Below are 23,973 nucleotides of genomic sequence, written 5' to 3'. Positions count from 1 at the left end.
TTTGAGGAATTAACTCATGGCAATTACTGCTGCAATGGTTAAAGAATTACGTGAGCGTACTGGCGCTGGTATGATGGATTGTAAAAAAGCTTTACAAGAAGTTGACGGCGACATGGAGCTTGCGATTGAAAATATGCGTAAGTCTGGCCAAGCAAAAGCTGCTAAAAAAGCAGGTAACATCGCTGCTGAAGGTCAAATCATCATCAAAGATGGCGCTTTAGTTGAAGTTAACTGTCAAACTGACTTCGTTGCTAAAGACGACAACTTCTTAGCATTCGCTAACAAAGTAGCTGACGCAGCTGCTGCTGAAAAACTTTCTATCGAAGACTTACAAGCTAAGTTCGAAGAAGAGCGTGTTGCTTTAGTTGCTAAAATTGGTGAAAACATCAACGTACGTCGTGTAGCTTACGTTGAAGGTGCGCAATTAGCTTCTTACAAGCACGGTGCAAAAATTGGTGTTGTAGTAGCCGGTGAAGGTGATGCTGAAACATTAAAGCACATCGCAATGCACGTTGCTGCTTCTAAGCCAGAATACGTAAATCCTGAAGATGTTCCAGCTGACGTAGTTGAGAAAGAAAAAGCGATCCAAATCGAAATCACGATGAACGAAGGCAAGCCTGCTGAAATCGCTGAGAAAATCGTTACTGGTCGTATGAACAAATTTACTGGTGAAATTTCTTTAACTGGTCAAGCGTTCATCATGGAACCAAAGAGCACAGTTGGTCAAGTGCTTAAAGAAAAAGGTGTTTCAATTTCTACTTTCGTTCGCCTAGAAGTAGGTGAAGGTATCGAGAAGAAAGAAGAAGACTTTGCTGCTGAAGTAGAAGCGCAAATCGCAGCTGCTAAAGGCGCTTAATTTTATTCGTTATAGTTGAGCTTTAAACTGCGTTGCTTTTGTTTTTTCTTTTGTCACATACTTATGTATGCTCCGGCGCAATTAACAAAACAAGCCTTGATTAAACGCCAACTGTTTAACGTAATCCAAGCATTTAAAACCGCTCATTTTTGAGCGGTTTTTTTATATTTGTAAACTTATTTAATCTTTCCCTACCTTCTGTTTAATCGACTATATAAATTCTTTATATTCCTTGTTAACTCTAATGTGGTTCAATTGTTACTTGGGTTGCATCGCCATGTTTAATGATAAATTATGATGATATAAAAATACGTTAGATGTTTACCCAAGCTTTTATAATCCAGCTCAGGAATTACCGCTAGTTGACAAATTTAGGAGTGTTTAATGGATATTCTACAGCGCTTAACAGAGGTTGTTGGTGACAAAGGCATTATTGTTAATCAAGAAGATTTAATGCGCCCTAGTTTTTCACAGGGCAAAGGCCAAAGTTTACCGAAAGCGATTGTTCGACCAGCATCAACTGAGGAGTTGTCTAAGGTGATGTCATGTTGTCATCAACATGAGCAAACGGTAATTCCTTGGGGCGGGCTAACTGGCTTAGTCAATGGTGCTCATGCTACGCTAAACGATATAGCCATCTCGTTAGAGCGCATGAATAAAATAGAATACCTTGATACGCAAGCAGGTACCATGACGGTTCAGGCTGGCGTGCCAATGCAGGTTGCTCAAGAGTATGCAGCGGAACATGAATGGCTATTTGCGCTAGACCTTGGCGCACGTGGTTGGGCAACCATAGGTGGTAATATTGCTACCAATGCTGGCGGCAATAGCGTATTGCGATATGGCATGATGCGTGAGCAAGTATTAGGTTTAGAAGCGGTGTTGGCTGATGGTACCGTTATTTCATCGCTAAATAGCATGCTTAAAAAACAATGCTGGGTATGATCTTAAACAATTGTTTATTGGCTCGGAAGGCACACTTGGTATTGTTACGAAAGCGGTGTTAAGACTGCACACTATGCCAACAAGCAAAAATACCGCATTGGTTGCAACCAATAGCTTTTCGCAAGTGGTTGCTTTACTTAAACATTTACGTAGTGGATTAAATGGGCAGTTATCAGCTTATTGTTGCAGGTTCAGCTAAACATCAGCCAGTGCTTGCCACCGACTATCCGTTTTATGCCTTGGTCGAAGCGACCGGCAATCATAATGAACATGATGCTAAACAATTTGAACAGGCATTAACCACGGCATTGGAAAACGAAATCATTGTTGATGCAGCAATGGCTAATTCAGAAAGCCAATGTGACAGTATGTGGGCGATTCGTGATGATATTGAAACGTTAATTAAAAAATTAAGCCCGCTTATTGCGTTTGATATCAGCTTACCGATTAAGCATATGGAAGCCTACTTGATGGAAGTTGAATCACGACTAAATACAAAATTTCCCTTATCATCGCATGTTATTTTTGGTCATTTAGGGGATAGTAATTTGCATTTGGTGGTGTCGTTAACCGAGCCAAATGAAGCAATAAAGCATCAGGTGCAAACCATTGTTTATGAACAACTACACCCTATCGGCGGTTCAGTGTCGGCAGAGCATGGTATTGGTTTAGACAAACTGCCTTATATTGGTTTTAGTAAATCGCCAGAAGAACTGGCATTGATGAAAGTGTTAAAGCAGGCACTAGATCCAAAAAACCTACTAAATCCAGGGAAAGTGCTTTAGTCACCTTATAATTTGTTTGTTCTAAGTTATTTGTTTCAAGTTATCGGAATTAGCACATTAATTAGCTTCCTGCCATTTTTACTCTTTATCTTAAGAGTGGCCTCTACCATTTTCACTAGAAACTTGTAGAATCTAGCTACTTAGTTTCTAGTGATATCTATTGTTAATTGTCTAGTTATTAGAGCGTGTAGATCTTTACGGTATGATTCTGCTGCATGTTCTAAAGCTTTGGAAGTTTCTAAATTAAAAGGGATTTTATGTTCACCAAGTATATCAAGCCAGTTTTAGTGTTTAATCGTTCACAACATAAAGCGCCAAATTTTCTCTTGGTCTATTGTCTAATTTGGTTGCTATGGCATAGCCAGTTTTTAGTGACACTTATTACCACTAGTGGTGGTATTAGTGCAAAATATTCGGCAGCACTTAATGGCACTGAACACCAATATCTTGTCGTATTTTTCCTTACCTGCGCGTTTTTTATTGCACGTTTAACCTGGCTGTATTTTTCAGATAAAGCGGACAAAATTATTGAACAGGATGAACCGATTGAACAAAAGATCGGTAGCGATCAAATTTTTACTGAAAATAAAGATGTGGTGCGCTTGCTAGATTTATTAGAACAAACCAAAGCAAGTTTGGCTAAGGTTAAAGAAAGCGAAGCCCAAGCAAAACTAGAAAAGAATGAAGCATTGGCACGCGTGCGTTCACTCGAAGCAGAGCTAGAAGAAGTTAGTGCAGATTTGGCGATATTGACCGAAGCTCATCAAGCATTAACGGCCAAGGTTACACAGACAGGGGCGACTGCCTAAATGCGTAAGTCGAGCTTGTAAATACTAGTATGTATGTAGTATTTAACTGATCATTTAATCAACTACAGTACTGGCACATGAGGACTGGCACATGCTAACCATAGACAACACTGGCGTTATTGTGGTTGATATTCAGGGAAAGCTAGCGCGGCTGGTTAATGAAAGTGAAGCGCTTATTGCTAACTGCACCACCTTAATTAAAGGCGCACAAGTACTAGACCTGCCTATCATTGTTGTTGAGCAAAATCCTGAGAAGCTAGGAGCAACGGTTAGTGAACTTGTTTCGTTATTAAAAGCGTCTCAAACCGTCACCAAGTTTACTTTTAATGCCTGTGATGAACGCAAATTTATAGATGCGATAAAAAGCTTTCCACAACAGCATTGGCTAGTATGTGGAATTGAAGCGCATATTTGCCTGTATCAAACCGCTAAAGGCTTAGCAGGGATGGGTCACCATGTTGAAGTGGTTAGTGATTGTATTGCCTCGCGAACTGCTGAAAATAAACAACTAGCCATTAGGCGATTAGCTCAACATGGCATTGAAATTACCAGTGTTGAGATGTGCTTGTATGAGTTAGTAAAAGACTGCCGTCATCCAGCATTTAAACAAATACTATCGCTGGTACGATAAGCAGTCTTTTACTCAGTCCTTTTATTCAGTCATTGGCTATCACTCTCACTGTCGCCAGCGCCGCCAAACTTCCTTGTTCGCAAATTGTCTTGAATTAGTCTTGATATTAAATTGTCTTGTTATTAGAGCACTCAATCGCCACTATTTATTGGCTAATGCCATAAGAACATCGCGGGTAAAGTCATGTTCGCTAAAACCTTTTACGCCCGCTAAGTCGTAACCGCGACGAACAATGATTAATTGCTTACTTGGGATAATAACCAAGTATTGCCCACGATTACCGCGCGCGGCAATGGTATCGTTAGGTAGCTCAGGAAAACGTTCATTGTAAAGCCACCACTGGGCACCATAGCCTGGCGAGCGAAGTGGCGGCTGTGCCGGTGCTGGTGTGCTAATGTAAGTTAACCAATTTTCCGGCAGTATTTGTTCGCCATGCCAACGACCATTGTTTAAGTGTAATAAGCCAAGGCGTGCTAAATCACGTGAGGTCGTCCACACTTGCGACGATAAAATAAAGTCACTTTGCCAGTCAGTTTCCAAAAACGTGTGCTGCATGCCGATTTTATCTAACAGCTGGGTATACGGAAATTTCAGGTAATCGCTTTCATTACTAAAGGTTTCACGTAAGGTGCGCAGTGCCAACATGGTATCATTATTGGCGTATTTCCAACGGCTACCAGGTGTCACTTCCAATGCGGTTTGTGTTGCAGTATCAGAAACCAGCCCACCGCCCATATACACGCGATCAGTGCGATTTCCTGCAACATTACTATCAAGGCCTGAGGCCATATGTAGTAGGTTTTCAAGGGTGATTTTTCCACGAGGATCTAATGGATGAGACCAATTTTCAAGGCCTGCAGCTTGGGTCGGTACTAATCGTTTTTGCTGCACGGCAACACCAATAATACTGGCACCAATACTTTTAGCGACTGACCAAGTGCGTTGCGCGGTTTCTGGTGTAAAGCCTTGCTTATAATGCTCGGCAATTATGGCATCAGGTGTTGCTATTAATATCGCTGAAGTTCTAGAGCCCTCACCATAATGTCGGGTAAACGCTTGAGCAATTACACTGTCCAGTTCTTTGTTTCCAGTACTTTGGTTAATGCCGTTGAGTCTTTGCCAAGGAGCGCCGTTATCGGTTTTATCTACAGTTAATGCTTTAGTCTGTTTGGCAAATGGCGATAATACTAATTGAGCTTGCTCAACTGTTGCGCCTACTGGCAAATCGACGCAACCAAGGCGAGGACGCCAAACTGAAATACGTTGGCGCTCACCATTATCGTAACTGACCACCACACGTTTATGGGTGCGATCAATATCGGCGGGCAATGCTGCGACTTTGTCGGCGATTACTGAATAAATACCTGTTAGTTCATCTTCTTTAATTTGTGCCAGTGTTTTTTTACCGTTAAATGTGGCACTGCAAGTGAAGTTAGCGACATAACCAGCAGCATAGGCATTAGTAGTGGTTTCTGTTTCTTGGGCATGAATGGAGGTTGCACTCGTTGTGATTGCGCCAAATAACAGGGTCAGGAACATTGTTTTTTTCATTATAACTCCGACTAGTATTAATTCTCTTTAGCATACCCAAATCAATTATTTAGTACCATTCACTGAACTTGGCGAACCTTCGTTTTATCGCTTTTTTCATCACGCTATTTGTTTTGTTATAACACTTGTTAAGCAGAATAAAATTTTAATGAATATTACTTGGCATTTCGCCCGATGTAGCTTAATTTTAGCGAACTATTCTTTATCGTTAACTATTGGTCACCATTGGCTTATTTCTTTAGGCATCAAGTGACGCAGGCTTGGACTTTATCATGCTAAACCAAGATTTTATTGATCTGTTAAAAACCCTCATTCGCCAACCTAGTGTTGTTGGCGCAGAGCATTCATTTTTTAGGGTGTTGCAACGTGAATTGGAAGAGCGGGGCGCCAATGTTACTTGGTACGAAGGCTTATTAGTCGCGCAAGGTGCTAAACCGTTTAGTGCGATGTTTTCAGCGCATATTGATCGCCATGGCCTTATTTGCACAGGCCCTAATGAATTTCAATATGCCGCGTTTATTTCGGCTAATCGCACCGATTTGCTCAATAACTCGGTTTCAGAAGAGTTGATGACCAAAATTACTGAACGTTTTCAGGCAGAACCTGTATTTGCTTATGAACCTTGGTCAGGTGCTTATCGCGGTAGTGGCACTATCAAAAATACTTATATTTGTGAAAATCGAAATAACTTAATATTTGAGCTGAATGGCTTAGAAAGTGTGGTGGCTGGTACTCCCGTCGCTTTTAAAGACAAGTTAAAAATAGCCGATGGCCGATTATACGGACAATTAGATAATGTCTTGTCGGCTGCAGTATTAGTGCATTTATTTAGCTTAGGTTTTGAAGGCACGGCATTTTTTACTGCCCAAGAAGAGGCCGGCAAAAGCTGGCGTTATCTGTTGGAATGGTTTCGCCGATTTGGCGGCTCAACTAATCGATTATTTGTGGTTGATACCAGCCCATTTCCTGATGTTAAAACGGCCAGTAAACAGCAATTAGTATTGCGCACCCGTGATGCAAACGCGGCGTTTAATCGTGAAACCACGCGATTAGTAGAAGATATTTGCCGCCAACAAAATATCAGTTATTTATATAAAGATAAGTACATGGATGAAGTAAACCAACAACTGGAAAGTCAGGGGGAATCGCCTAGGTCGATTGGTAGTACTGAATTAGGCCGCATTATCGCGAGTTCAAATGGCTTGGTGGACGGAACCACTATTCAGGTACCCACCACCGGTTATCACACCATGGAAGAGTGTGCGTCAAAGCAATCGGTAGCGGCATTTATTCAATTGCTAAATGTGCTTGCCACATCAGAAGTGTAAATTGCGTACTGGCTAATAATTGAATAAATGGCGTGTAAGCAGCAATGTAATTGCACACATTACTATTTAACAAAACTCAATAAAAATAGTTAACAACAAGCCGACCATCCAATTTAGTGCTGCTTGCAGCCGCTGTCGGCTTGGTTCATGCTATTTTCCACCTGTTTTTACTTACATAAATTGACGCATAAACTAGAAAACGCGATTTATATTCATTCTCAACTATACTTAACCAGCTTGGTTAGACGTAACACCAAAGCGAATTTAATCTAATGTACAGGAGTACAGAAAATGAAGAATGGGATAGTAGCATTTTTATGCTTGTTATTGAGTTATTCAGTAGTAGCTAAAGAACGTCTAGAAGTATATGAAGATTACGATATCGGTAAAGATATAATCGCCATGACCACAGTCAAAGTGGATCCTAATATGGAAGATGTCTATTTAGCCGGTTTAAGCCAAAGTTGGGTACAAGCTGTAAAAATACAAAAAGAGCTTGGTTATATTAAAGATTGGAAAATTTACGGCAGTGAATTACCCGTCAGTGGTGAGTTTAATATGGTGTTAATGGTGATGTTCGATAATGCCTCTGATCTTGAACCCAACAAGAAAAAGTACGCTAATTTTATGAAAAAATGGGGTGAAGAAAATCAGAAAAAATCGAATCAAATTTCGGCAAAATACCCAGAAGTTAGAACGTTAACCGGCGAATATCGATTACGTGAAATTATTATGAAATAAGCACAGAGAGTAAACATGATAAAGGGGCAATTAGCCCCTTTTTTTGATTCAATTGGTTTGGTTAAACTATTACCTTGTAATTGTGGCGAGTTACGGCGTTAAAAAATCTTCTAAGAACCACGCAGAAAATTCATGGCGGCCTTCAATATTGGCTTTTTCATAGATTTTAGAGGCTTGCTGACGAACGGTTTTTTCTTTGGTATCTCGAACTCCGGCAATTTCTCTAAAACTTAGGCCTTTAAGCATTAAAATGGCAATTTCTTGCTCGCTTTGGGTTAAGCTCCAGTCGTTAAATTGCTGATAAATTAATTCACTGTATTTTGCTCGAACATTCTTCATTTCTTCAGAGATGTTTTGCAATTTGTCATCAGACTTGACGAGCTCTTTTTTAAGGTGGTTAATATCTTTAGTACGGCGGTTAATTTCGGTAACTAAAAAGATCACGCCAATTGCAGAAGCAAGTACGATAATGCCTTCCTCAATAATGTGCCACAGTGGCACGCCTAACGAAATATCGGTAAGCACGTCAAAAAAGTTAAGCACCATGATAATGCCAAGTAATACCGCGATAAATTTATCTTTCATAATCAATTCAATTGGTTAGGTTGTGGTATGGGACATATGTCCTATACGCTAACAGCACTTGCCCGATGTCAGAATTTCAATAGTTTATAAGAATAGCCACTACTTCTAAATGGATATCGACATTGATTTAACAATTACTTAACCATTACTCAGCTTTTACTTAGTTATTGCTTAGCAATTACACATCCAATGTCTCGATTTATACGCTTTTTTATTAGGTTTTTTTATTACGGTTTTAGGTGGCTTATGTACAAACGTTTTTCTTTTGTTAATCCTGTTTTATTTTGCAGTTTACTGATGACAGCAATGTCGGCGGTAAATGCACAGTCGTCGAACGAATTAGATATTGCCCGCTTGGGTAATTTTGCTGTGTCCTTTAGCGAACTGTCGCCGGTTAATGAACTAAAAGGTGCGGCGGTAATGGCTGAGGTGGTAACCAAACCTAATGCGCCATATAAAGTGATGATCCCGCTAGATATTCAGCAAGTACAATTTGCGGTTTATAACGGTCAATATGTTAATCAAGGTGATGTTATTGGTACTATTGACGGTTTTGATACTCATCACTTTATTGATGAATTAGCAGCTGCTAAAACCTTGTATTTGAAAAATAACCAGCATTTAGAGCAAACCCAACGCTATGCCGATGAACAAACAATTAAAAGCGCACAATGGTTGGAAACGCACAAAAATTATTTGGATGCTAAATTAAAGTACGAACATTTTTCTCACTTAGAAAGCCAAATTAGTATTGACCAAAATGAAGTGGTCACACTTATCAGCCCAAAATCAGGCATTGTTCAATTAAATGCAGCTGATGACACTAGTGTTTATCAAGTAATACCTACTGAAAGTTTTTATCTCAAAGCGTATTTACCCAGCCAAGAAGTTAATCGTTTAATTGGTTTTGACAGTGAGCAGCTTCAATGTCAATTTACAATTGATAGTGTTGAGCTGGTAGTAAGCAATTATCAGCAGGCGGTTTGGTTGAAACCTAGCAAAGACTGTCGTTTGCTATTGGGACAACAAATGGTTTTAGCGCCGAGTTATCGTATCGCAAATAGCCGTACCCCAATAAACCAAAGCCAAAATAATCTCAACCCAAATAACCACACCCAAAATAATCACACCCAAAGTAATCACACGCAAAGTTATCAAGTGAGCCAGTCAGCAGTTTTTGAACTGGATGATCAAGAGCATGTTGCGGTTAAACAAGGCGATAAATTGAAAGTTGTCGCGATCAATATTGTTGGAAAACAAGGGGGCTCATATTTAGTGCAATCGGCTGAACTTAGTGCACAAGATCAAGTATTAAGCTCATCGGTAAGCATAGCGCAAGGCATGTTTATAGGCTTAGGAGAGTAACATGCTTGAGGTATTAATACGTTTTTCGCTCATTCAGCGAGTATTTATCAGCATTATGGCACTACTACTTATTGCGGTAGGCGCAAATGCTTGGTTGAAATTGCCAATCGATGCTTTCCCTGATATCTCACCGACACAAGTTAAAATTGTGCTAAAAGCGCCGGGTATGACGACCTCTGAAATTGAAAGTCAGGTGACCCGAATAATTGAAACTGAGCTACTTGGTATTCCTAATCAAGCAACACTGCGCTCAACCACTAAGTATGCCATTACCGTTATTACCTTAGACTTTAACCAAGGCACTGATATTTATTGGGCGCGACAACAAGTTAATGAGCGGCTAATGAATGTCTGGTCGTCATTACCGGTACATATTACTGGTGGCATTGCGCCAATGAGTACGCCGCTTAGTGAAATGTTTATGTTTACCATCAATAACCCCAGTTTAAGTCTACAGCAAAAACGAGAGTTACTTGATTGGCAAATTCGTCCTGCGTTAAGAACCGTTGCTGGTGTTGCTGATGTAAATAGTTTGGGCGGTTTTGTAAAAACCTATGAAATCACCCCGAATGTGCTAAAAATGCAGCAGCTTGCAATTGGTATTGACGATATTGAAGCGGCGATTATTGCTAATAACCTTAATGGCGGAATTGGCCGAATTAATAAGGGCAATGACAATATTGTTGTTCGTACTCAAGGTAAGTTTGAGCAAATGAGTGACTTGGCTAACTTAGTTATACGGGCAAATGAACAGTCGATTATTCGACTTCAAGATGTTGCCAATATTGGGCAAGGTCACTTAAGCCGTTATGGCGCGGTGACGCACAACGGCAGTGAAGCCGTGCAAGGTTTAGTGGTGGCGTTGAAAAACAGTAATACCGCCGAAGTTGTGGCCGCAGTTAAAGTGAAACTCGCAGAAATTCAGCATGCGTTGCCAGCAGGCACAGAAGTGAATGTGTTTTATGATCGGGCAAACTTAATTAACACCGCGATAAATACCATTACCGAGGCTCTGGTTCAGGCGGTAATTTTAGTTATTGTGCTACTGGCGATATTTCTTGGCAATATTCGCGCTGCGTTAGTGGTGTCGGTATCTTTACCGCTGGCAGCGCTCTCCAGTTTTATTCTGATGCAGTATTTTGGTATTTCTGCCAATTTGATGAGCTTAGGCGGTTTGGTCATTGCCATCGGTATGCTAGTGGACTCGTCGGTAGTGGTGGTTGAAAATGCGATTAATCGATTATCCGACAATCAACACTTACCTAAGCTGCATGTGATTTATCGTGCCTGCAAGGAAGTCGCAGTGCCGACGGTTTCTGGCACCTTAATTGTGGTGATAGTCTTTTCACCACTGTTAACTTTAAGCGGATTAGAAGGAAAGTTATTTACCCCTGTCGCGCTGACGATTGTGTTTGCCATGATGTCGGCTTTGGTGTTGTCATTAACGGTTATTCCGGTTTTGGCTTCCTTGCTGCTTAAACAAGAGCGTGCAACAGAACCCGCGATTGTTCGGTTTTTGCAACGTATTTATCACGCGTCATTAGTTAAAGCGATGACCAAGCCGGCATTATTGTCAACGGCGGCATTACTTTTGTTAGTTAGCAGTGGAGTGCTTTTTACTCAGCTTGGTAAAAGCTTTCTGCCAACACTGGATGAGGGCGATATTATTGTCCAGTTAGAAAAATCGCCAACCATCACCTTAGCAGCATCTGTTGCTATTGATCAGCAAGTGGTGCAAGCGATTTTAGCGCAAGTGCCTGAAGTGGTGCAGATTGTGGCACGTACTGGCGCTGATGAGCTTGGATTAGATCCTATGGGGCTAAATGAAACTGATGTCTTTATGGAGCTAAAACCAGCAGAACAATGGCGATTTAATACTAAGCAAGAAATTATTGGCGCTATTCGTCAGGTATTAAGTGGTTATCCAGGCATGAACATCAACTTTACTCAGCCGATTCAAATGCGCATTTCAGAAATGCTTACTGGTAGCACCGGCGATGTTTCAATTAAGGTGTTTGGTGATGATGTTGGTCAATTAGCAAAGCTCGCTGAGCAGGTTTCAGCCGTTGTTAGCAACACTCAAGGCAGTAGCGATGTACAAATGGCGCTAATTGAAGGCGGGAAATTTCTACGTTTAGCGTTAAAGCCAGAAATCGCCAGTAGTTACCAAATGACGGTGCAACGCTTAACTGACTATTTAAAGCCGCAGCTAGAAGGGCGAGCGATATCAGAAATTATTGAAGTGAATCAATTTACGCCAATTATGTTGGCGAGTTCATCAGCTAGCAACAGTCAGCGCATTCAATCACTGGCAGAATTATCTGCACATCAAATTTTAATGCCGGATAATACCTTGTTACCACTCGAGGTGATTGCTGATATTTCAATGCAACAAGAACCGCTATTGATTGAACGAGAAAGTGGCAAGCGCTTTGTCGCGATTAGTAGTAATGTTGAAGGGCGAGATGTGGTTGGCTTTGTTGATGAGCTTAAAGCAAAAGTTGCGAGTGAACTGCAATTACCGAGTGGTTACTTTTTAAGTTATGGCGGAGAATTTGAAAATCAGCAACGGGCAATGAACAATTTAATGGTGGTTGTGCCGGTAGCCTTGTTATTGATTTTCATCATTTTATTTACCACATTTCGCTCATTGCCATTATCAGCCTTGATTTTAGCCAATATTCCATTTGCCCTGATGGGAGGGATTTTTGCACTGTATATTTCACAGCAGTATTTATCTATTCCGGCATCTGTGGGCTTTATCGCGCTGCTTGGTGTTGCCGTACTCAATGGCGTGGTGATGGTCAGTTATTTTGAGCAAAATAAATTGCAAACCAGTCAATTAAATGAACGTGTGATTACTGGCTCGATCAGGCGATTAAGACCGGTACTGATGACAGCAACCACGGCCATGTTTGGCTTAATTCCATTAACTTTTGCCACTGGCTCCGGCGCTGAAATTCAAAAGCCGCTTGCTATTGTTGTGATTGGTGGTTTAGTCACTTCAACTATTACCACTTTGTATTTATTACCTATTTTCTATCAGTTGTTGGAGAAAAGACATGCCTGAATCCATGGTTTTATTTACCTTAATCTCGCCAACACCATTAAAAGATGAGCTAACCGATCATTTATTGAGTTATCCTGATATTTCAGGGTTTAATTTGAAGCCGATCTGCGGCTATAGTAAAGAGCACAGTGCCTTTAACATTGAAGAGCAGGTGCGTGGCTACCAAGATATGGTGCAATTTGAGGTGTTAATTGCTCAAGACAAACTTGATGCATTAAAAACGAGTTTGGCGGTTGTTTGTCAGTCGCTGCATCTTAAGTATTGGTGCACGCCAGTTATTGCAACTGGCCATTTATAGCAAAGATTTAGCATAAATTTATTGAAGGATTAAGTATGAGTGATTCTCGAAACGCGGTAAAAGTGTGGAGCCGGAAAATTAGATTATTTCATTGGCTAAATGTAACGGCTATAACCTTACTTATTGTTATCGGTGTAGTGATTTTAAATGCTAGTTCTTTTGGCGTTAGCACCGAAGGCAAAATCTTATTGAAAACTCTTCATGTGTTAGTGGGTTATATTTTTGCCGCTAATTTAGTGTTTAGATTAATACTGGCATTTGTTGGCAAAGGTTATGAACGTTGGCGGGAAATGTTGCCATTTACTCGCGGCTATACTCAGCAATTGTCAGCGTTTAAACGCCATGAAACTTCGGCTTACAAAGGCCATAACCCTGCCGGTAAATTAATGGTCGCTGCGTTATTATTGTTAATGACGGTGCAAATGGTTTCTGGTTTAGTGTTAGCCGGTACTGATATTTACTATCCGCCGTTAGGCAATTATTTTGCTGAGCGGGTCGCGATAGACAAATCAAAACTAGCTGATATTAAACCTTATTCAAAAAGTAATATTGACCAAGAGGCTTACAAAGAAGTTAGGGCAATGCGAGCGCCGTTTATGAGCGCTCATATATTTAGCTTTTATGGTTTATTGCTGTTAATTCCATTGCATATTATTGGCGTTATTGTCGCAGAGCGCCGCGAAAAAAGTGCGCTGGTTTCGTCGATGATTAATGGCTATAAATACTTGCCAGATGATAAAAGCCCAAATCAAGAATAAGAGCAAGTACTGGCAAAGGCGATTAAATACATAAAGCGCATTTTGTTCGTTGGCAAAAAGTTTACCGAGTAGCGTTGGCTGATGTAACTGTGTGGTTGTCATAACATCTATTTCTCAAGCTTACTTGTTAGCGAGTGGGTTCTATGGCCGAAGGGTGTTCGGCCACATGTTGAACCTTAAGTTTTTTGTATAAATAAATACCGATAAAACTGGAGATAGCCAGCAGCACGGTACTTAAGATTATTTTCCACATCGACTGCACCACAACACCTTTACCCATTAAGGCAAAGATTGCCATTTGTGGTAAATAGCCGATAAATGAGCCGGCCAAAAAGGCGATAAAGTTAACGGAGGTTACACCTGATATCAGGTTAGTGATCAAGTTATTGCCAAACGGCATTAGCCGGATCATGATCGTCATTGCAAAAGGTTGTACTGATAAAAAGTGGTTAACTCGGTTAATTTGTCGAGGAAATAGTCGGCTAACTATGGGTCTTGCGTAAAATCGGGATAATAAAAAGGTCAGTGCGCAACTGGCTGTCGCGGCAAGCGTTGAATAAATCAAACCTTCAGTAAAACCAAAAGCATAGCCAGCTAAAAACGCGACAAACTGTCTTGGCACACCAATAGATAGCAATATGGTGGCAACGGCAAAAAACTGAATTACACCCTGCAGGCCATTATTGCGGGTGTGGCCATCAATCCATTTTTCATTAAAGGCATCGATTGCTGGAATTTGGTTGGTTAATTTAATTATCACCAAACACAATATTAGCAAAACCAGTAGCCGGCTAAATACTCTGACCACAGGTTTTTGCCACAGCTTATTCATGTTCAATGATCACATCAGTGATTTTGCTGCGCCGTTGCAGCCACATCACCCCAAATAAATCGACAACACCGACGCGTAGTCGCCCAAGCATATTGTAATTAGACGTGCCAAACTGGCGATCGCGATGATTAACTTCTACCACTTTGATTGTGCCGCCTTGGCGTTTGATCAGTGCCGGTAAAAATCGATGCATATGATCAAAGTACGGCAATTGTAAAAAGGTCTGTCTTGGAAATATTTTTAAACCACAGCCAGTATCGGGGGTGTCATCGCCTAACATTTTGCTTCTAATGTTATTGGCAAAGCGTGATTGAAATCGCACCCAAGCGGTATCTTTACGTTTTTTTCGATAACCGGCGATACAGAAATGTTGGCCATCGCTGAATTTTTCAGCCTCTAACAGCATATTCGGAATATCAGCAGGATCGTTTTGACCATCGGCATCTAACGTAATGATTAAGCGGCCATTAGCGTGGCGAATGCCAGTATGAATTGCAGTGCTTTGACCAACCGAATTTTTATGTTTTATCACTCGTAATTGTGGGTAGTCGCTGGCGGCATATTGCTTGAGGTTAGCGTAAGTGTTATCGGTGCTGCCATCATCAACATAGATGATTTCAAATGAAGGGGTTGGGCCTAGTGCCGCAAAAATTTCCTGAACTAAAGGTAGAATATTGTCTTGTTCGTTTTTAGCGGGGATGACCACTGAAATATCCAAATTTCTATCTCCCTGTTTATTTATTTTTATTTTGTATATTTACTGCTCAACAACTAGGTTTGAACGGCAGTAAACAAAATTACTGGTCTAAAATCATTCAGTTATTTGATAATAATTGGTCAATTTATATCTGTCTATAGTTTTAAAAGAAGTTACAAAAATTTTCGTAATAATAAAACTTAGTTATGTATTATGACTTTTGTTTATTATCAAATTGTGAAGCTAGGCAATGTTTTTAATGGATAAATTAAATGACTGAAACCTTATTTAAATTGGGCTTAGTACCATATTTTACTCAACAACTTGCTGAACTAGGCGGTGAATTAACTCAGCTTGGCCGAGTGTCTGCGGTTCAGCGCACCAAAACCACCGTGCTGTGTGAAACTGGCGAGTTGGTGGTTGAATTGGCGCCAAGCGTAAGGGACGGCGATGCTATAGAACGCCCAACGGTTGGTGACTGGGTGTTACTCGATCCAACTATGTCGCGCATAGTACAAGTGCTAGCGCGTAAAACCTTGTTTAAGCGTTTAGCCGCTGGCGAAAACAGCGATATTCAACCCATTGCCGCCAATATTGATATTTTGTTTATCGTTAGTTCATGTAATGAAGAATTTAAACTTTCACGTTTAGAGCGTTATTTGGCGCTGTGCGCCGAAGCAGGCGCAATGCCTGTTATTGTGTTAACTAAGGCAGATTTAGTTGACGATCCAAGTGAATATGTTGCACTGGCTCGCCAAGCACAAGCTGGTGTTGCCGTAGAGTTAATCAACGGTTTAGATGCTGACACCTTAAGTGGTGTGCGGGCATGGATTGGTAAAACCGATACTATCGCCTTGGTTGGCTCGTCGGGCGTAGGAAAGTCAACCTTGCTTAATACCTTAGCAGGCACTGAATTAGCGGCAACTAGCGGTATACGAGAGCAAGATAGAAAAGGACGACACACCACAACTTTTAGGGAGTTGCATCCATTAGCTAGTGGCGGCAATGTTATTGATGTGCCCGGTATGCGCGAATTAAAAGTAGCTGATGTTGAGCATTCGCTAACGACGGTATTTGATGATATTGAACAGCTTGCTAAACACTGTCGGTTTGCCGACTGTCACCATCAAAATGAGCCCGGTTGTGCGGTATTAAAGGAAGTGGCTGACGGTAATTTAGCGCAGCGACGCTTAGATAATTATCATAAATTACTGCGAGAAAATGCTCACGCCACCGCAACTTTGGCAGAAAAACGGGCGCAAGGGCGCGACTTTGCCAAAATGGTGAAAACGGTAAAGCGGGTTAAACAAAACAAACATCGTGGTGATGATTATTAATCGGCGAGAGATCATGCAAGTGAACCGCGCAGGAACTAACGTATTGTTTGCTAAATCTAACTTCCACCTTGTACCATGCCGTAGCCTAAGTATCCGTAATTTTTTGTTCTTTAAAAGTCAGCACGATAAAACGATAGAATGAAAGTACGAAAGAACAATAGAATCAAAGAAAGTTAGAACGAGTAAAAAATATGATTTCGGCGAAACATCATCGCATTGTCTTTGCCTTTTTTATGGCGCTATTAATGTCGTGCATCATGTCATTTGTTATTAGCGTATTTAATATTGGTTTAGTCGCCAATATCGTGACAATTTGGTTAAAAGCATGGAGCTTTGCTTTTGCGGTGGCGTTTCCAACCGTGCTATTTGTCGCGCCAGTTGTTAATAAATTAGTGTCGATAGTGCTAAGAGAAGAAGGTTAGCGCTAAATTAAGCAAAAAGTCTCCATTGCCGCTTTTTGCTTGTCAATAAGCCTAGTATCTTGCATTTCCAGTGCTTGGTCATATTGCAGTTTAGCTTCCATACATCGCTCATTGAACAGTAGTTTTTCTTGAGTCGTTCTTTTTTGCGGCGACTTAGTTAATGCTGCGGCAATGGCCAATTGCGTAAGTTCAGCTTTTTCGCCTAGCCGACTGGCAGAATAAGGATTTAAGCCAACACAGCCGGTGCAAATTATGATTAAAGCGATAAGTGCGGTAAATTTTTTCATCATCATTATTAAAACGAAAATTCTAACCCTACTTTTGTCCAAGAATAATTATCTAACTCATTTTAACCGATTTTAACCTTCCAAGTTTGGTTGCTTTAAATGTTGGCGGCTCTAAAAATAACTCCAACTTGTGCCATCATCTGTTAATTTTGCTAATGTTTGCTGGCCTATTGTTTTTTGAATTAGCGACACCGGCATTTATTCATGAATATGGGCTTAGACCTAATCGGCTGTTTATCGAGTATTTGGCTTATCCTGCTGAAGTGAGTCAAATGCTCATTAATGGTCACAGTGTCGCGTTAATCAGTGTGATGCTAGCGCTGGTTGCCTTAATTTATTTTTATCTTAAAGTGATCAATCAGCGAATTTTTTCGAGTCAAAAAGCTCAAAAACATTCTTTTTCTGTAGCTTTAAGTACTTCGTTGCTGGCCACTACTGTGTGTTTACTCTGTGCGCGTGGCACCTTAGGTCATCGGCCAATAAACCCTGCATTTGTTTATTTTTCAACAGATCCACTGATTAATTCGTTAACATTAAATTCTGCTTATAGCGTTGCACATGCGATAAAAGAACTGGGGAATGAAAAAAGCGCCACTAAACTTTACGGCAAAATGCCTGTAGAACAAGTGATTAAACTGGTGCGTCAGGAAAGTGGTTTGGCAGAAAGTAGATTTTCCGCGTCAGATGCGCCTTCACTTAGTATTCGCCAGCCAAGTTACCAAGGCAAACCTAAAAATCTGGTTATTATTTTAGAGGAAAGTTTAGGGGCACAATTTGTGTCTTCGTTAGGTGGCCTGCCATTAACGCCAGCCCTTGACAAGTTAGCAAGCGAAGGTTGGGCATTTGAACACCTTTACGCTACTGGTACACGATCTGTGCGTGGAATAGAAGCGGTGATCACAGGTTTTACCCCAACACCAGCAAGAGCGGTGGTAAAGCTGGATAAATCGCAAAGTGGCTTTTTCACCTTAGCGCAATTGCTAAAGAATAATAATTATACGACTCAGTTCATTTATGGCGGCGAAAGTCATTTCGATAACATGAAAAGCTTTTTCTTGGGTAATGGCTTTAGTGAAATTGTTGATTTTGACGATATTGAACAACCGAAATTTGTTGGCTCGTGGGGCGCTAGCGATGAAGACTTATTTGCGCAAGCAAATCGTGAGCTCAACAAATTGCATCAGCAAAACCAACCATATTTCAGCTTTATATTTACCTCAAGCAACCACGATCCGTTTGAGATCCCATCAGGGGCCATTACACCAATGACCTACAGCAAACAGCAATTGGCCAGCTTTAGTGAGCAAGATCTAGCGCGACACCAAGCAATTCAATATGCTGATTATGCGCTAGGGAAATTTATCGTACAGGCTAAACAGCAAGCCTATTGGCAAGATACGGTATTTTTGATTGTAGCTGATCACGACGCTCGGGTAAGCGGAAGTGATTTGGTGCCAATTAACAATTTTCACATTCCGGGGATAATATTAAATGCAGGGCGAGAAAATATTGTCGATAGGCGCGTGGTGAGTCAAATTGATTTAGCGCCAACCTTGTTATCACTTATTGGTATTGTTAATCAGTCGCCGATGTTAGGTCAGGACTTAACCAATCCAGACGCCGCAGGTCGCGCAATGATGCAATATGCTGACAATTTTGCTTATTTAAAAGGGCAGCAAGTCACGATATTGCAGCCGCAAAAGCCTGCACTTAACTTTAGCTATCAATTTGATTTACAAAAATTAGTACCAAATAAAGGTGATGTTAAATTGGAAAAAATTGCACTGGCTCATGCTTTGTGGGGCAGTTTGGCGTATGAAAACCAATGGTATCGTGGTAATTAGTTAACCTCAGGCCCAGCTATGAGCTAAGCATAATTACAAGCACAGTGATAAGGCGCGATTAATTTCTGTTTGATATTGCTGTTTATCAAACACTAAGGTTGGAAAGTCTATGTAACACCAATATAAGTTTTCTGCTTGTTTGGATTTATCGTTGCGATACGGGTTTGACCATTGATGCCAATAAACTAGATTATCGATAAAGCCGACCTCATTAACGAAAAACCAGCATTCCCAATTACCGCAATTACAAGCTAAGGTCATTACTCGGTGAGCTTCACCGTCAAGAGAAGCGGTTAAATCGTCTTTATTTAGCGCCGGAATATAGCTACCATTAATTGACGTACTGTATTGACGCTCAAAATCAGCAACTAGCGCTAGCAATGGCTTGCCATCAATAATGACTTCAAAAGTTTCGCCTAATCCAGCATATTCGCCTTGTGGATTTAATTGAAAGTGGTTCATTTACTCGCGTTTATTGATTTAGGCTTATTTGTAATGTTATTTAACATACACCTTATATTGCCAGGGCGCTAAAGTAATTTGCGTCGCTTGAGTAATTGTGTGTTGAGTATTAGCAAAGTAATCGGTGTAGTCGCCATTTTGCAAGTCATCAGTAAAAGAAAGCGTTTTGGTTTCATCGCTAAAGTTAATTAAAACCAAGACTTTATCTTGTTCATTTTATCGTACAAAACTTAAAACGCTATCTGGCTCACTTTGCCAGACCCGCTCCATGGTAGCGCCGTAATTTGCATGCCACAGCGCAGTATTAGATTTTTGTAGTGCTAATAGTTGGGTGATCAGTTGATTAAATGGATGTGGCTGCCAAGTAATAGGATCTTTCTCAAAAAATGCCAAACGACGATCATTACCCGCTTCTAAGCCATTGTAAATTAATGGCATACCTTCACCCAAAACAGATAATACAATGGCAGTGGCAACTTTTTCTTCACTGCCATAACGCTCAAATACTGTGCCTTCCCAAGCGTTTGCATCATGGTTAGTGACATAGGTCATGCGATAGATATTTTTAGGGTAGGCGCTTTCATTCCACGAGTAGTAAACAAATAGTGGTGATAGATCTTTGCTGTGACCCGATAAAATGTTGTGAACCGTTTGCTGCCACGACCAAGCATAAGTTGCGTCAAATGCATTAGCGTGCAAGTCGCGCATTTCCCATTCAGCAAGCATAAATACCGGTTTGATTTGCTCTAATGCTGCGCGAGTATTTTCCCAAAAATCAATAGGTACAAAGCCGGCTACATCGCAACGAAAACCATCGATATTGGCCTCTTTTACCCAGTAAGCCATGGCTTGCGTCATATATTGTCTGACTTCAGGCTTGCTGTAATCTAAATCAATTATATCTGACCAGTCCCACCAAGGTGTTGGGCGAAAATTGCCATGACGATCTTTTTCATACCAATCAGGGTGATCAAAGCGCAGGTTATTGTCCCACGCGGTGTGATTAGCAACCCAGTCAAGTATGACGTACATACCTTGTTCGTGAGCGGCATTTACGAAGTTTTTAAGATCGTCTAGTGTGCCAAATTCAGCGTTCACACCGTAATAATCTTTCACTGAATAAGGGCTGCCCAAGCTGCCTTTACGGTTTTCTTCGCCAATGGGATGAATTGGCATTAGCCATAAAATATCAACGCCAAGTGCTTTTAATCTTGGTAATTGCTGTTGGGCGGCGGCAAGAGTGCCTTGTTCGGTAAATTGACGAAGATTTATTTGGTAGAGGCTGGCGTTTTTGGCCCAATCAGGGTGGGTTAACTTAACATAAGTTTGCGGCTCAGGCTGCTGCGCACTTACTTGGTCGGTCGCTAAGACTGAATGCTGACAGGCGCTTAGCAAAGGTAAGCTAGCCGCAAGTGTGATGACTTTAAACCAATTAACCAACTTCATGGTGTTCTCCAAAACCTGACGATATAAATAGTGCTAATTATTTTTCCGAAATTCGGCAGCAACCGAGTTATTTTGAACATAATTTATACAGCCTGCCAAGCAAAGTTTTAATGCATACGATTGCATTCGTAGCTTTTGTTAGTCTAGCTAATGTTATGAATATGTTAACTAATTTATCTCTTATATTGCTGGTACGTTGGTTAAGGCTTTAAAGTTCAATTGCATGAATTAGCGAAAATAACTCAGGCAGGAGTGGGAGGGAGAAAGAAAGCAATAACTAGTGAAGCATACGATAGATAAAAACGATAGATAAAAAAAGCGCTGACCATGTCAGCGCTAACTACGTATGCTTAGTACAATTTATGTTAAATAAACAATGAGTCGCTAGTTTTTAAACATAAAATTTTTAAGCATTAACCATAAACCAAGGGAAAGGTTTAACTTGATTTAATTAGATTTTACCTACTAAATCTAAGCTAGGCGTTAATGTCGCTTCACCTTGCTCCCATGCCGCCGGACACACTTCACCGTCGTGCTCACGAACATATTGTGCTGCTTTCACGTTACGCACCATGTCTTTAGCGCTACGACCAATACCACCAGCGTGAATTTGAGCCACTTGAATGATGCCATCAGGGTCAGCTAAGAAAGTACCACGGTGTGCCATGTGGTCTTCTTCAATCATTACGTCGAAACCGCGGGTAATGTTACCTGTTTGGTCACCAATCATCGGGAATTTGATTTTACCAATCGCATCTGAAGAATCGTGCCATGCTTTGTGAGAGAAGTGCGTATCAGTAGATACTGCATAAACTTCAACACCTAAACCTTGTAACTCTTCGTATTGGTTAGCCATATCTTCTAATTCAGTAGGACATACGAAGGTGAAGTCAGCTGGGTAGAATAAGAAAATAGACCACTTACCTTTAACGCTGTCAGAGCTTACCTCAACGAACTCACCGTTGTGGAATGCTTGTGCTTTAAATTCTGGAATTAATTTGCCGATTTGAGCCATGATGATTTCCTTTAATTTTGTAATGAATAAATAGTTAGTTGTTTAACAAAAAGCGTGTTTGCCTTCGATGGGGAAATAATACGAGGTGTGGAAAATTAAATAAAATTGAATAAATTGATTTTCATGTTCGTAAAAATTGAACAATAACAACTGAGCGCGAATTGATGGGATATAGGCGAGCCAAACTTGGCTTATATCTGACATGAATAGTTTTTTCTTTAAGTGTGAAAAAGCCGCCATGTGAAAATGACGGCTTAAAATATGACGTACTTATTTCTTATAAAGTGTTTTTAAATACTTTACCGTCTTTCATGATAACTGCGAAGTTTTTATCAGGATCCGCTACTAAATCTAAATTCTCTAATGGGTTACCATTAACAACAATCAAGTCAGCATATGCCCCTCCTTTAGCACACCAATCGGACCTTCTTGGTAAGGGCTACGAGGGCCTGACAATGCAAGTAATCTAGCATTTTCAGATGTTGCCATTTTAAGCGCTTCATAGCCCGTAAACCAGTTGCCAAGCTTGGCAAGGAATTTCCCTTGTTTGGCAGCTAAGTTTCTATCCATTAACAAATCTGTACCAAATGCCATATTTACACCGATTTTCTTAGCAAGAGGGTAAATGGTATTAGTTGCATTGGTGATTTGAATCCATTTCTTCTGAGCAACTGGGTTAGTTGAAAAATCAAACGCATCTTCATCGTTAAGCAGTGGCTGAATATTTAACCATGCGCCTTTTTTCTTCATTTTCTTCAATACTCGTTCACTTAGTAAAAAGCCATGATCCATTGACATAACACCAGCCTCTAGTGCCATTTCTACCGCTTCATCGTTAAATACATGTACTGCGGCATAGCTGTTGTAACTTTTAGCGACATCAACAATTGCCTTCATTTCTTCGAGTGAATATTGTCTTACATCAACAGGATCAAAAATTGAAGCAACACCACCACCAGCAGCAAATTTAATTTGATACGCGCCCATACGGAAAATTTCACGCGCTCTTCGTTGAACTTCCGGTACACCGTCGGCAACTATCATAAAGCCAGTGCGTCCCCAATAATTCATTGGATTTTCAGCTGGCACTTCATAAGGTAAACGATAGTCGTAGTGCCCGCCTGTTTGGCTCATAACTGGACCTGAAGGAAAGATACGAGGCCCGTTCAACGTTCCTTCGTCGATCAATTTTTTAATTGAAAATGTATTACCACCGAGGTTTCTAACCGTGGTAAAACCGCGCATCAGCGTTGGTTCTGATGCTAGCCCCCCACGAATAGCTACTTCATATATGTCACCAAAAAATATAGCAGTTTGTGGAATTTCAGCCATTGTCATGTGCCAGTGTGTATCAATTAGGCCAGGAATAATGGTTTTCCCCGCAGCATCAATAACTTTGGCATTTTTAGGCGCTTCAATATCAACAGCAATTTTTTTAATTAAATTGTTTTGAATAAGAATATCTGCACCTTTTTTAAGTTTCTCATTAACACCATCAAATACGTTGGCATTTGTAATTAACGTATATGAGTCGGTTGTTTCACTTTGAGCGTTAAAACTAAATGTACAGAGTATAGTTGTGGTCAATATCAGACTACTTAATAGCTTCCTTTTTAGATCCTTTTGGCTGCTTTCAAGCTTGTTGTTAATGGTTAATTTTTTAGGGAGCTAAGTAAGACATCGAGCAACGTATTAGTACCTAAAACTCTTTAATCTACTTCTGTTTATAGTTCAAAAAATCGAATTTTACTAAACTAACACAGTTGTTAATTAAATGTTAGGCTCGTTGTGTTTATGTGATAATAATGTGACTTTTTTTGTATTGGATCAATTGAATAAGGTGAAATTATTGCTGAAAGGTAAAATAATGTGTGGCATGTAAGACTGATGTTTGTTTTTTGTATCTGCA

Annotated in this window: 23 protein-coding genes and 1 pseudogene; 14 read left to right on the top strand and 10 right to left on the bottom strand. The window is 40.5% G+C overall.

The features are described 5' to 3' along the window. Positions 1-16 precede the first annotated feature (16 nt). The 5 genes from tsf to ACOB82_RS15210 all read left to right on the top strand — a co-directional run bounded on the left by tsf (position 17) and on the right by ACOB82_RS15210 (position 4,026). A complete protein-coding gene (tsf, locus tag ACOB82_RS15230; protein WP_448213837.1) occupies positions 17-856 on the top strand; it encodes a translation elongation factor Ts in 840 nt (279 codons plus the stop codon). A 384-nt stretch (positions 857-1,240) separates the two neighbouring features. Continuing rightward, a complete protein-coding gene (locus ACOB82_RS15225; protein WP_448213836.1) occupies positions 1,241-1,801 on the top strand; it encodes an FAD-binding oxidoreductase in 561 nt (186 codons plus the stop codon). Positions 1,802-1,962: 161 nt separating this feature from the next. Further along, positions 1,963-2,586, top strand: a complete 624-nt coding sequence (locus ACOB82_RS15220; RefSeq protein WP_448213835.1) for an FAD-linked oxidase C-terminal domain-containing protein — start codon at positions 1,963-1,965, stop codon at positions 2,584-2,586. A 257-nt stretch (positions 2,587-2,843) separates the two neighbouring features. Then, positions 2,844-3,395, top strand: coding sequence for a hypothetical protein (locus tag ACOB82_RS15215; protein WP_448213834.1), 552 nt, complete (start codon positions 2,844-2,846; stop codon positions 3,393-3,395). Positions 3,396-3,486: 91 nt separating this feature from the next. Continuing rightward, entirely contained in the window at positions 3,487-4,026 is a 540-nt protein-coding gene (locus ACOB82_RS15210) for an isochorismatase family protein (protein WP_448213833.1), read from the top strand. Positions 4,027-4,167: 141 nt separating this feature from the next. Here the strand turns inward: ACOB82_RS15210 and ACOB82_RS15205 are convergent, their stop codons facing one another. Next, positions 4,168-5,577, bottom strand: a complete 1,410-nt coding sequence (locus ACOB82_RS15205; protein ID WP_448213832.1) for a serine hydrolase domain-containing protein — start codon at positions 5,575-5,577, stop codon at positions 4,168-4,170. A gap of 272 nt (positions 5,578-5,849) precedes the next feature. Here ACOB82_RS15205 and ACOB82_RS15200 point away from each other — a divergent pair, with 272 nt between their 5' ends. Beyond that, positions 5,850-6,905, top strand: coding sequence for a peptidase M42 (locus tag ACOB82_RS15200; protein WP_448213831.1), 1,056 nt, complete (start codon positions 5,850-5,852; stop codon positions 6,903-6,905). Positions 6,906-7,196: 291 nt separating this feature from the next. After that, the gene (locus tag ACOB82_RS15195) at positions 7,197-7,646 is read left to right on the top strand and encodes a hypothetical protein (RefSeq protein ID WP_448213830.1); all 450 of its coding nucleotides are present in this window, start codon (positions 7,197-7,199) and stop codon (positions 7,644-7,646) included. Between the two features lie 90 nt (positions 7,647-7,736). Here the strand turns inward: ACOB82_RS15195 and ACOB82_RS15190 are convergent, their stop codons facing one another. Continuing rightward, complete coding sequence (locus ACOB82_RS15190; protein ID WP_448213829.1) at positions 7,737-8,231, bottom strand: helix-turn-helix transcriptional regulator; 495 nt, start codon at positions 8,229-8,231, stop codon at positions 7,737-7,739. 246 nt (positions 8,232-8,477) lie between these two features. Here ACOB82_RS15190 and ACOB82_RS15185 point away from each other — a divergent pair, with 246 nt between their 5' ends. From ACOB82_RS15185 to ACOB82_RS15170, 4 genes are read left to right on the top strand one after another with little or no spacing between them, the layout of a single operon-like run. Further along, positions 8,478-9,596: a hypothetical protein gene (locus ACOB82_RS15185; RefSeq protein WP_448213828.1), complete on the top strand. Its 1,119-nt coding sequence runs from the start codon at positions 8,478-8,480 to the stop codon at positions 9,594-9,596. Position 9,597: 1 nt separating this feature from the next. Continuing rightward, positions 9,598-12,666, top strand: a complete 3,069-nt coding sequence (locus tag ACOB82_RS15180) for an efflux RND transporter permease subunit (protein WP_448213827.1) — start codon at positions 9,598-9,600, stop codon at positions 12,664-12,666. After that, positions 12,659-12,964 (top strand): DUF3240 family protein, encoded by a 306-nt coding sequence (locus ACOB82_RS15175; protein WP_448213826.1) that lies wholly within the window; start codon positions 12,659-12,661, stop codon positions 12,962-12,964. Before ACOB82_RS15180 ends, ACOB82_RS15175 begins: the two co-directional genes overlap by 8 nt. 35 nt (positions 12,965-12,999) lie before the next feature. Then, the gene (locus ACOB82_RS15170; protein WP_448213825.1) at positions 13,000-13,722 is read left to right on the top strand and encodes a cytochrome b/b6 domain-containing protein; all 723 of its coding nucleotides are present in this window, start codon (positions 13,000-13,002) and stop codon (positions 13,720-13,722) included. 127 nt (positions 13,723-13,849) lie between these two features. On the opposite strand, the gene ACOB82_RS15165 is transcribed toward ACOB82_RS15170, so the two are convergent. Beyond that, on the bottom strand, positions 13,850-14,554 hold the full coding sequence (locus tag ACOB82_RS15165; protein ID WP_448213824.1) for a TVP38/TMEM64 family protein: 705 nt from the start codon (positions 14,552-14,554) through the stop codon (positions 13,850-13,852). Beyond that, positions 14,547-15,272, bottom strand: a complete 726-nt coding sequence (locus ACOB82_RS15160) for a glycosyltransferase family 2 protein (RefSeq protein ID WP_448213823.1) — start codon at positions 15,270-15,272, stop codon at positions 14,547-14,549. Before ACOB82_RS15160 ends, ACOB82_RS15165 begins: the two co-directional genes overlap by 8 nt. A gap of 251 nt (positions 15,273-15,523) precedes the next feature. On the opposite strand from ACOB82_RS15160, the gene rsgA reads away from it, so the two are divergent. Next, positions 15,524-16,588 (top strand): ribosome small subunit-dependent GTPase A, encoded by a 1,065-nt coding sequence (gene rsgA, locus ACOB82_RS15155; protein ID WP_448213822.1) that lies wholly within the window; start codon positions 15,524-15,526, stop codon positions 16,586-16,588. 191 nt (positions 16,589-16,779) lie between these two features. Next, on the top strand, positions 16,780-17,010 hold the full coding sequence (locus ACOB82_RS15150; RefSeq protein WP_448213821.1) for a DUF2798 domain-containing protein: 231 nt from the start codon (positions 16,780-16,782) through the stop codon (positions 17,008-17,010). A 2-nt stretch (positions 17,011-17,012) separates the two neighbouring features. Here the strand turns inward: ACOB82_RS15150 and ACOB82_RS15145 are convergent, their stop codons facing one another. After that, positions 17,013-17,297, bottom strand: a complete 285-nt coding sequence (locus ACOB82_RS15145) for a hypothetical protein (RefSeq protein WP_448213820.1) — start codon at positions 17,295-17,297, stop codon at positions 17,013-17,015. A 170-nt stretch (positions 17,298-17,467) separates the two neighbouring features. On the opposite strand from ACOB82_RS15145, the gene ACOB82_RS15140 reads away from it, so the two are divergent. Then, the gene (locus ACOB82_RS15140) at positions 17,468-19,141 is read left to right on the top strand and encodes an LTA synthase family protein (RefSeq protein WP_448213819.1); all 1,674 of its coding nucleotides are present in this window, start codon (positions 17,468-17,470) and stop codon (positions 19,139-19,141) included. Positions 19,142-19,174: 33 nt separating this feature from the next. Here the strand turns inward: ACOB82_RS15140 and ACOB82_RS15135 are convergent, their stop codons facing one another. From ACOB82_RS15135 to ACOB82_RS15115, 5 genes and pseudogenes are all read right to left on the bottom strand, one after another. Next, complete coding sequence (locus ACOB82_RS15135; RefSeq protein WP_448213818.1) at positions 19,175-19,603, bottom strand: hypothetical protein; 429 nt, start codon at positions 19,601-19,603, stop codon at positions 19,175-19,177. A 36-nt stretch (positions 19,604-19,639) separates the two neighbouring features. Continuing rightward, positions 19,640-19,804 (bottom strand): annotated as a pseudogene (locus ACOB82_RS15130) (alpha-amylase family glycosyl hydrolase); the annotation flags it as partial. Between the two features lie 15 nt (positions 19,805-19,819). Then, positions 19,820-21,049 carry an alpha-amylase family glycosyl hydrolase gene (locus ACOB82_RS15125; protein ID WP_448213817.1) on the bottom strand — a complete coding sequence of 410 codons (1,230 nt, stop codon included), beginning with the start codon at positions 21,047-21,049 and terminating at the stop codon, positions 19,820-19,822. A gap of 451 nt (positions 21,050-21,500) precedes the next feature. Next, on the bottom strand, positions 21,501-22,064 hold the full coding sequence (gene ahpC / locus ACOB82_RS15120; RefSeq protein WP_448213816.1) for an alkyl hydroperoxide reductase subunit C: 564 nt from the start codon (positions 22,062-22,064) through the stop codon (positions 21,501-21,503). A gap of 384 nt (positions 22,065-22,448) precedes the next feature. Next, positions 22,449-23,651 (bottom strand): amidohydrolase family protein, encoded by a 1,203-nt coding sequence (locus ACOB82_RS15115; protein WP_448213815.1) that lies wholly within the window; start codon positions 23,649-23,651, stop codon positions 22,449-22,451. Between the last annotated feature and the right edge of the window lie 322 nt (positions 23,652-23,973).

The sequence above is a fragment of the Colwellia sp. MEBiC06753 genome (genome assembly GCF_053470325.1).
This window is presented reverse-complemented; position numbering and strand designations above follow the sequence as displayed.

Bases quoted from the DNA above. Each gene is read 5' to 3' on its own strand.
- ACOB82_RS15200 (WP_448213831.1), top strand. From the start codon at position 5,850: ATGCTAAACCAAGATTTTATTGATCTGTTAAAAACCCTCATTCGCCAA.
- ACOB82_RS15225 (WP_448213836.1), top strand. From the start codon at position 1,241: ATGGATATTCTACAGCGCTTAACAGAGGTTGTTGGTGACAAAGGCATT.
- ACOB82_RS15180 (WP_448213827.1), top strand. From the start codon at position 9,598: ATGCTTGAGGTATTAATACGTTTTTCGCTCATTCAGCGAGTATTTATC.
- ACOB82_RS15135 (WP_448213818.1), bottom strand. From the start codon at position 19,603: ATGAACCACTTTCAATTAAATCCACAAGGCGAATATGCTGGATTAGGC.
- ACOB82_RS15175 (WP_448213826.1), top strand. From the start codon at position 12,659: ATGCCTGAATCCATGGTTTTATTTACCTTAATCTCGCCAACACCATTA.
- ACOB82_RS15145 (WP_448213820.1), bottom strand. From the start codon at position 17,297: ATGAAAAAATTTACCGCACTTATCGCTTTAATCATAATTTGCACCGGC.
- ahpC (WP_448213816.1), bottom strand. From the start codon at position 22,064: ATGGCTCAAATCGGCAAATTAATTCCAGAATTTAAAGCACAAGCATTC.
- ACOB82_RS15220 (WP_448213835.1), top strand. From the start codon at position 1,963: ATGGGCAGTTATCAGCTTATTGTTGCAGGTTCAGCTAAACATCAGCCA.
- ACOB82_RS15125 (WP_448213817.1), bottom strand. From the start codon at position 21,049: ATGAAGTTGGTTAATTGGTTTAAAGTCATCACACTTGCGGCTAGCTTA.
- ACOB82_RS15170 (WP_448213825.1), top strand. From the start codon at position 13,000: ATGAGTGATTCTCGAAACGCGGTAAAAGTGTGGAGCCGGAAAATTAGA.
- ACOB82_RS15150 (WP_448213821.1), top strand. From the start codon at position 16,780: ATGATTTCGGCGAAACATCATCGCATTGTCTTTGCCTTTTTTATGGCG.
- ACOB82_RS15185 (WP_448213828.1), top strand. From the start codon at position 8,478: ATGTACAAACGTTTTTCTTTTGTTAATCCTGTTTTATTTTGCAGTTTA.
- ACOB82_RS15205 (WP_448213832.1), bottom strand. From the start codon at position 5,577: ATGAAAAAAACAATGTTCCTGACCCTGTTATTTGGCGCAATCACAACG.
- tsf (WP_448213837.1), top strand. From the start codon at position 17: ATGGCAATTACTGCTGCAATGGTTAAAGAATTACGTGAGCGTACTGGC.
- rsgA (WP_448213822.1), top strand. From the start codon at position 15,524: ATGACTGAAACCTTATTTAAATTGGGCTTAGTACCATATTTTACTCAA.
- ACOB82_RS15190 (WP_448213829.1), bottom strand. From the start codon at position 8,231: ATGAAAGATAAATTTATCGCGGTATTACTTGGCATTATCATGGTGCTT.
- ACOB82_RS15165 (WP_448213824.1), bottom strand. From the start codon at position 14,554: ATGAATAAGCTGTGGCAAAAACCTGTGGTCAGAGTATTTAGCCGGCTA.
- ACOB82_RS15210 (WP_448213833.1), top strand. From the start codon at position 3,487: ATGCTAACCATAGACAACACTGGCGTTATTGTGGTTGATATTCAGGGA.
- ACOB82_RS15215 (WP_448213834.1), top strand. From the start codon at position 2,844: ATGTTCACCAAGTATATCAAGCCAGTTTTAGTGTTTAATCGTTCACAA.
- ACOB82_RS15195 (WP_448213830.1), top strand. From the start codon at position 7,197: ATGAAGAATGGGATAGTAGCATTTTTATGCTTGTTATTGAGTTATTCA.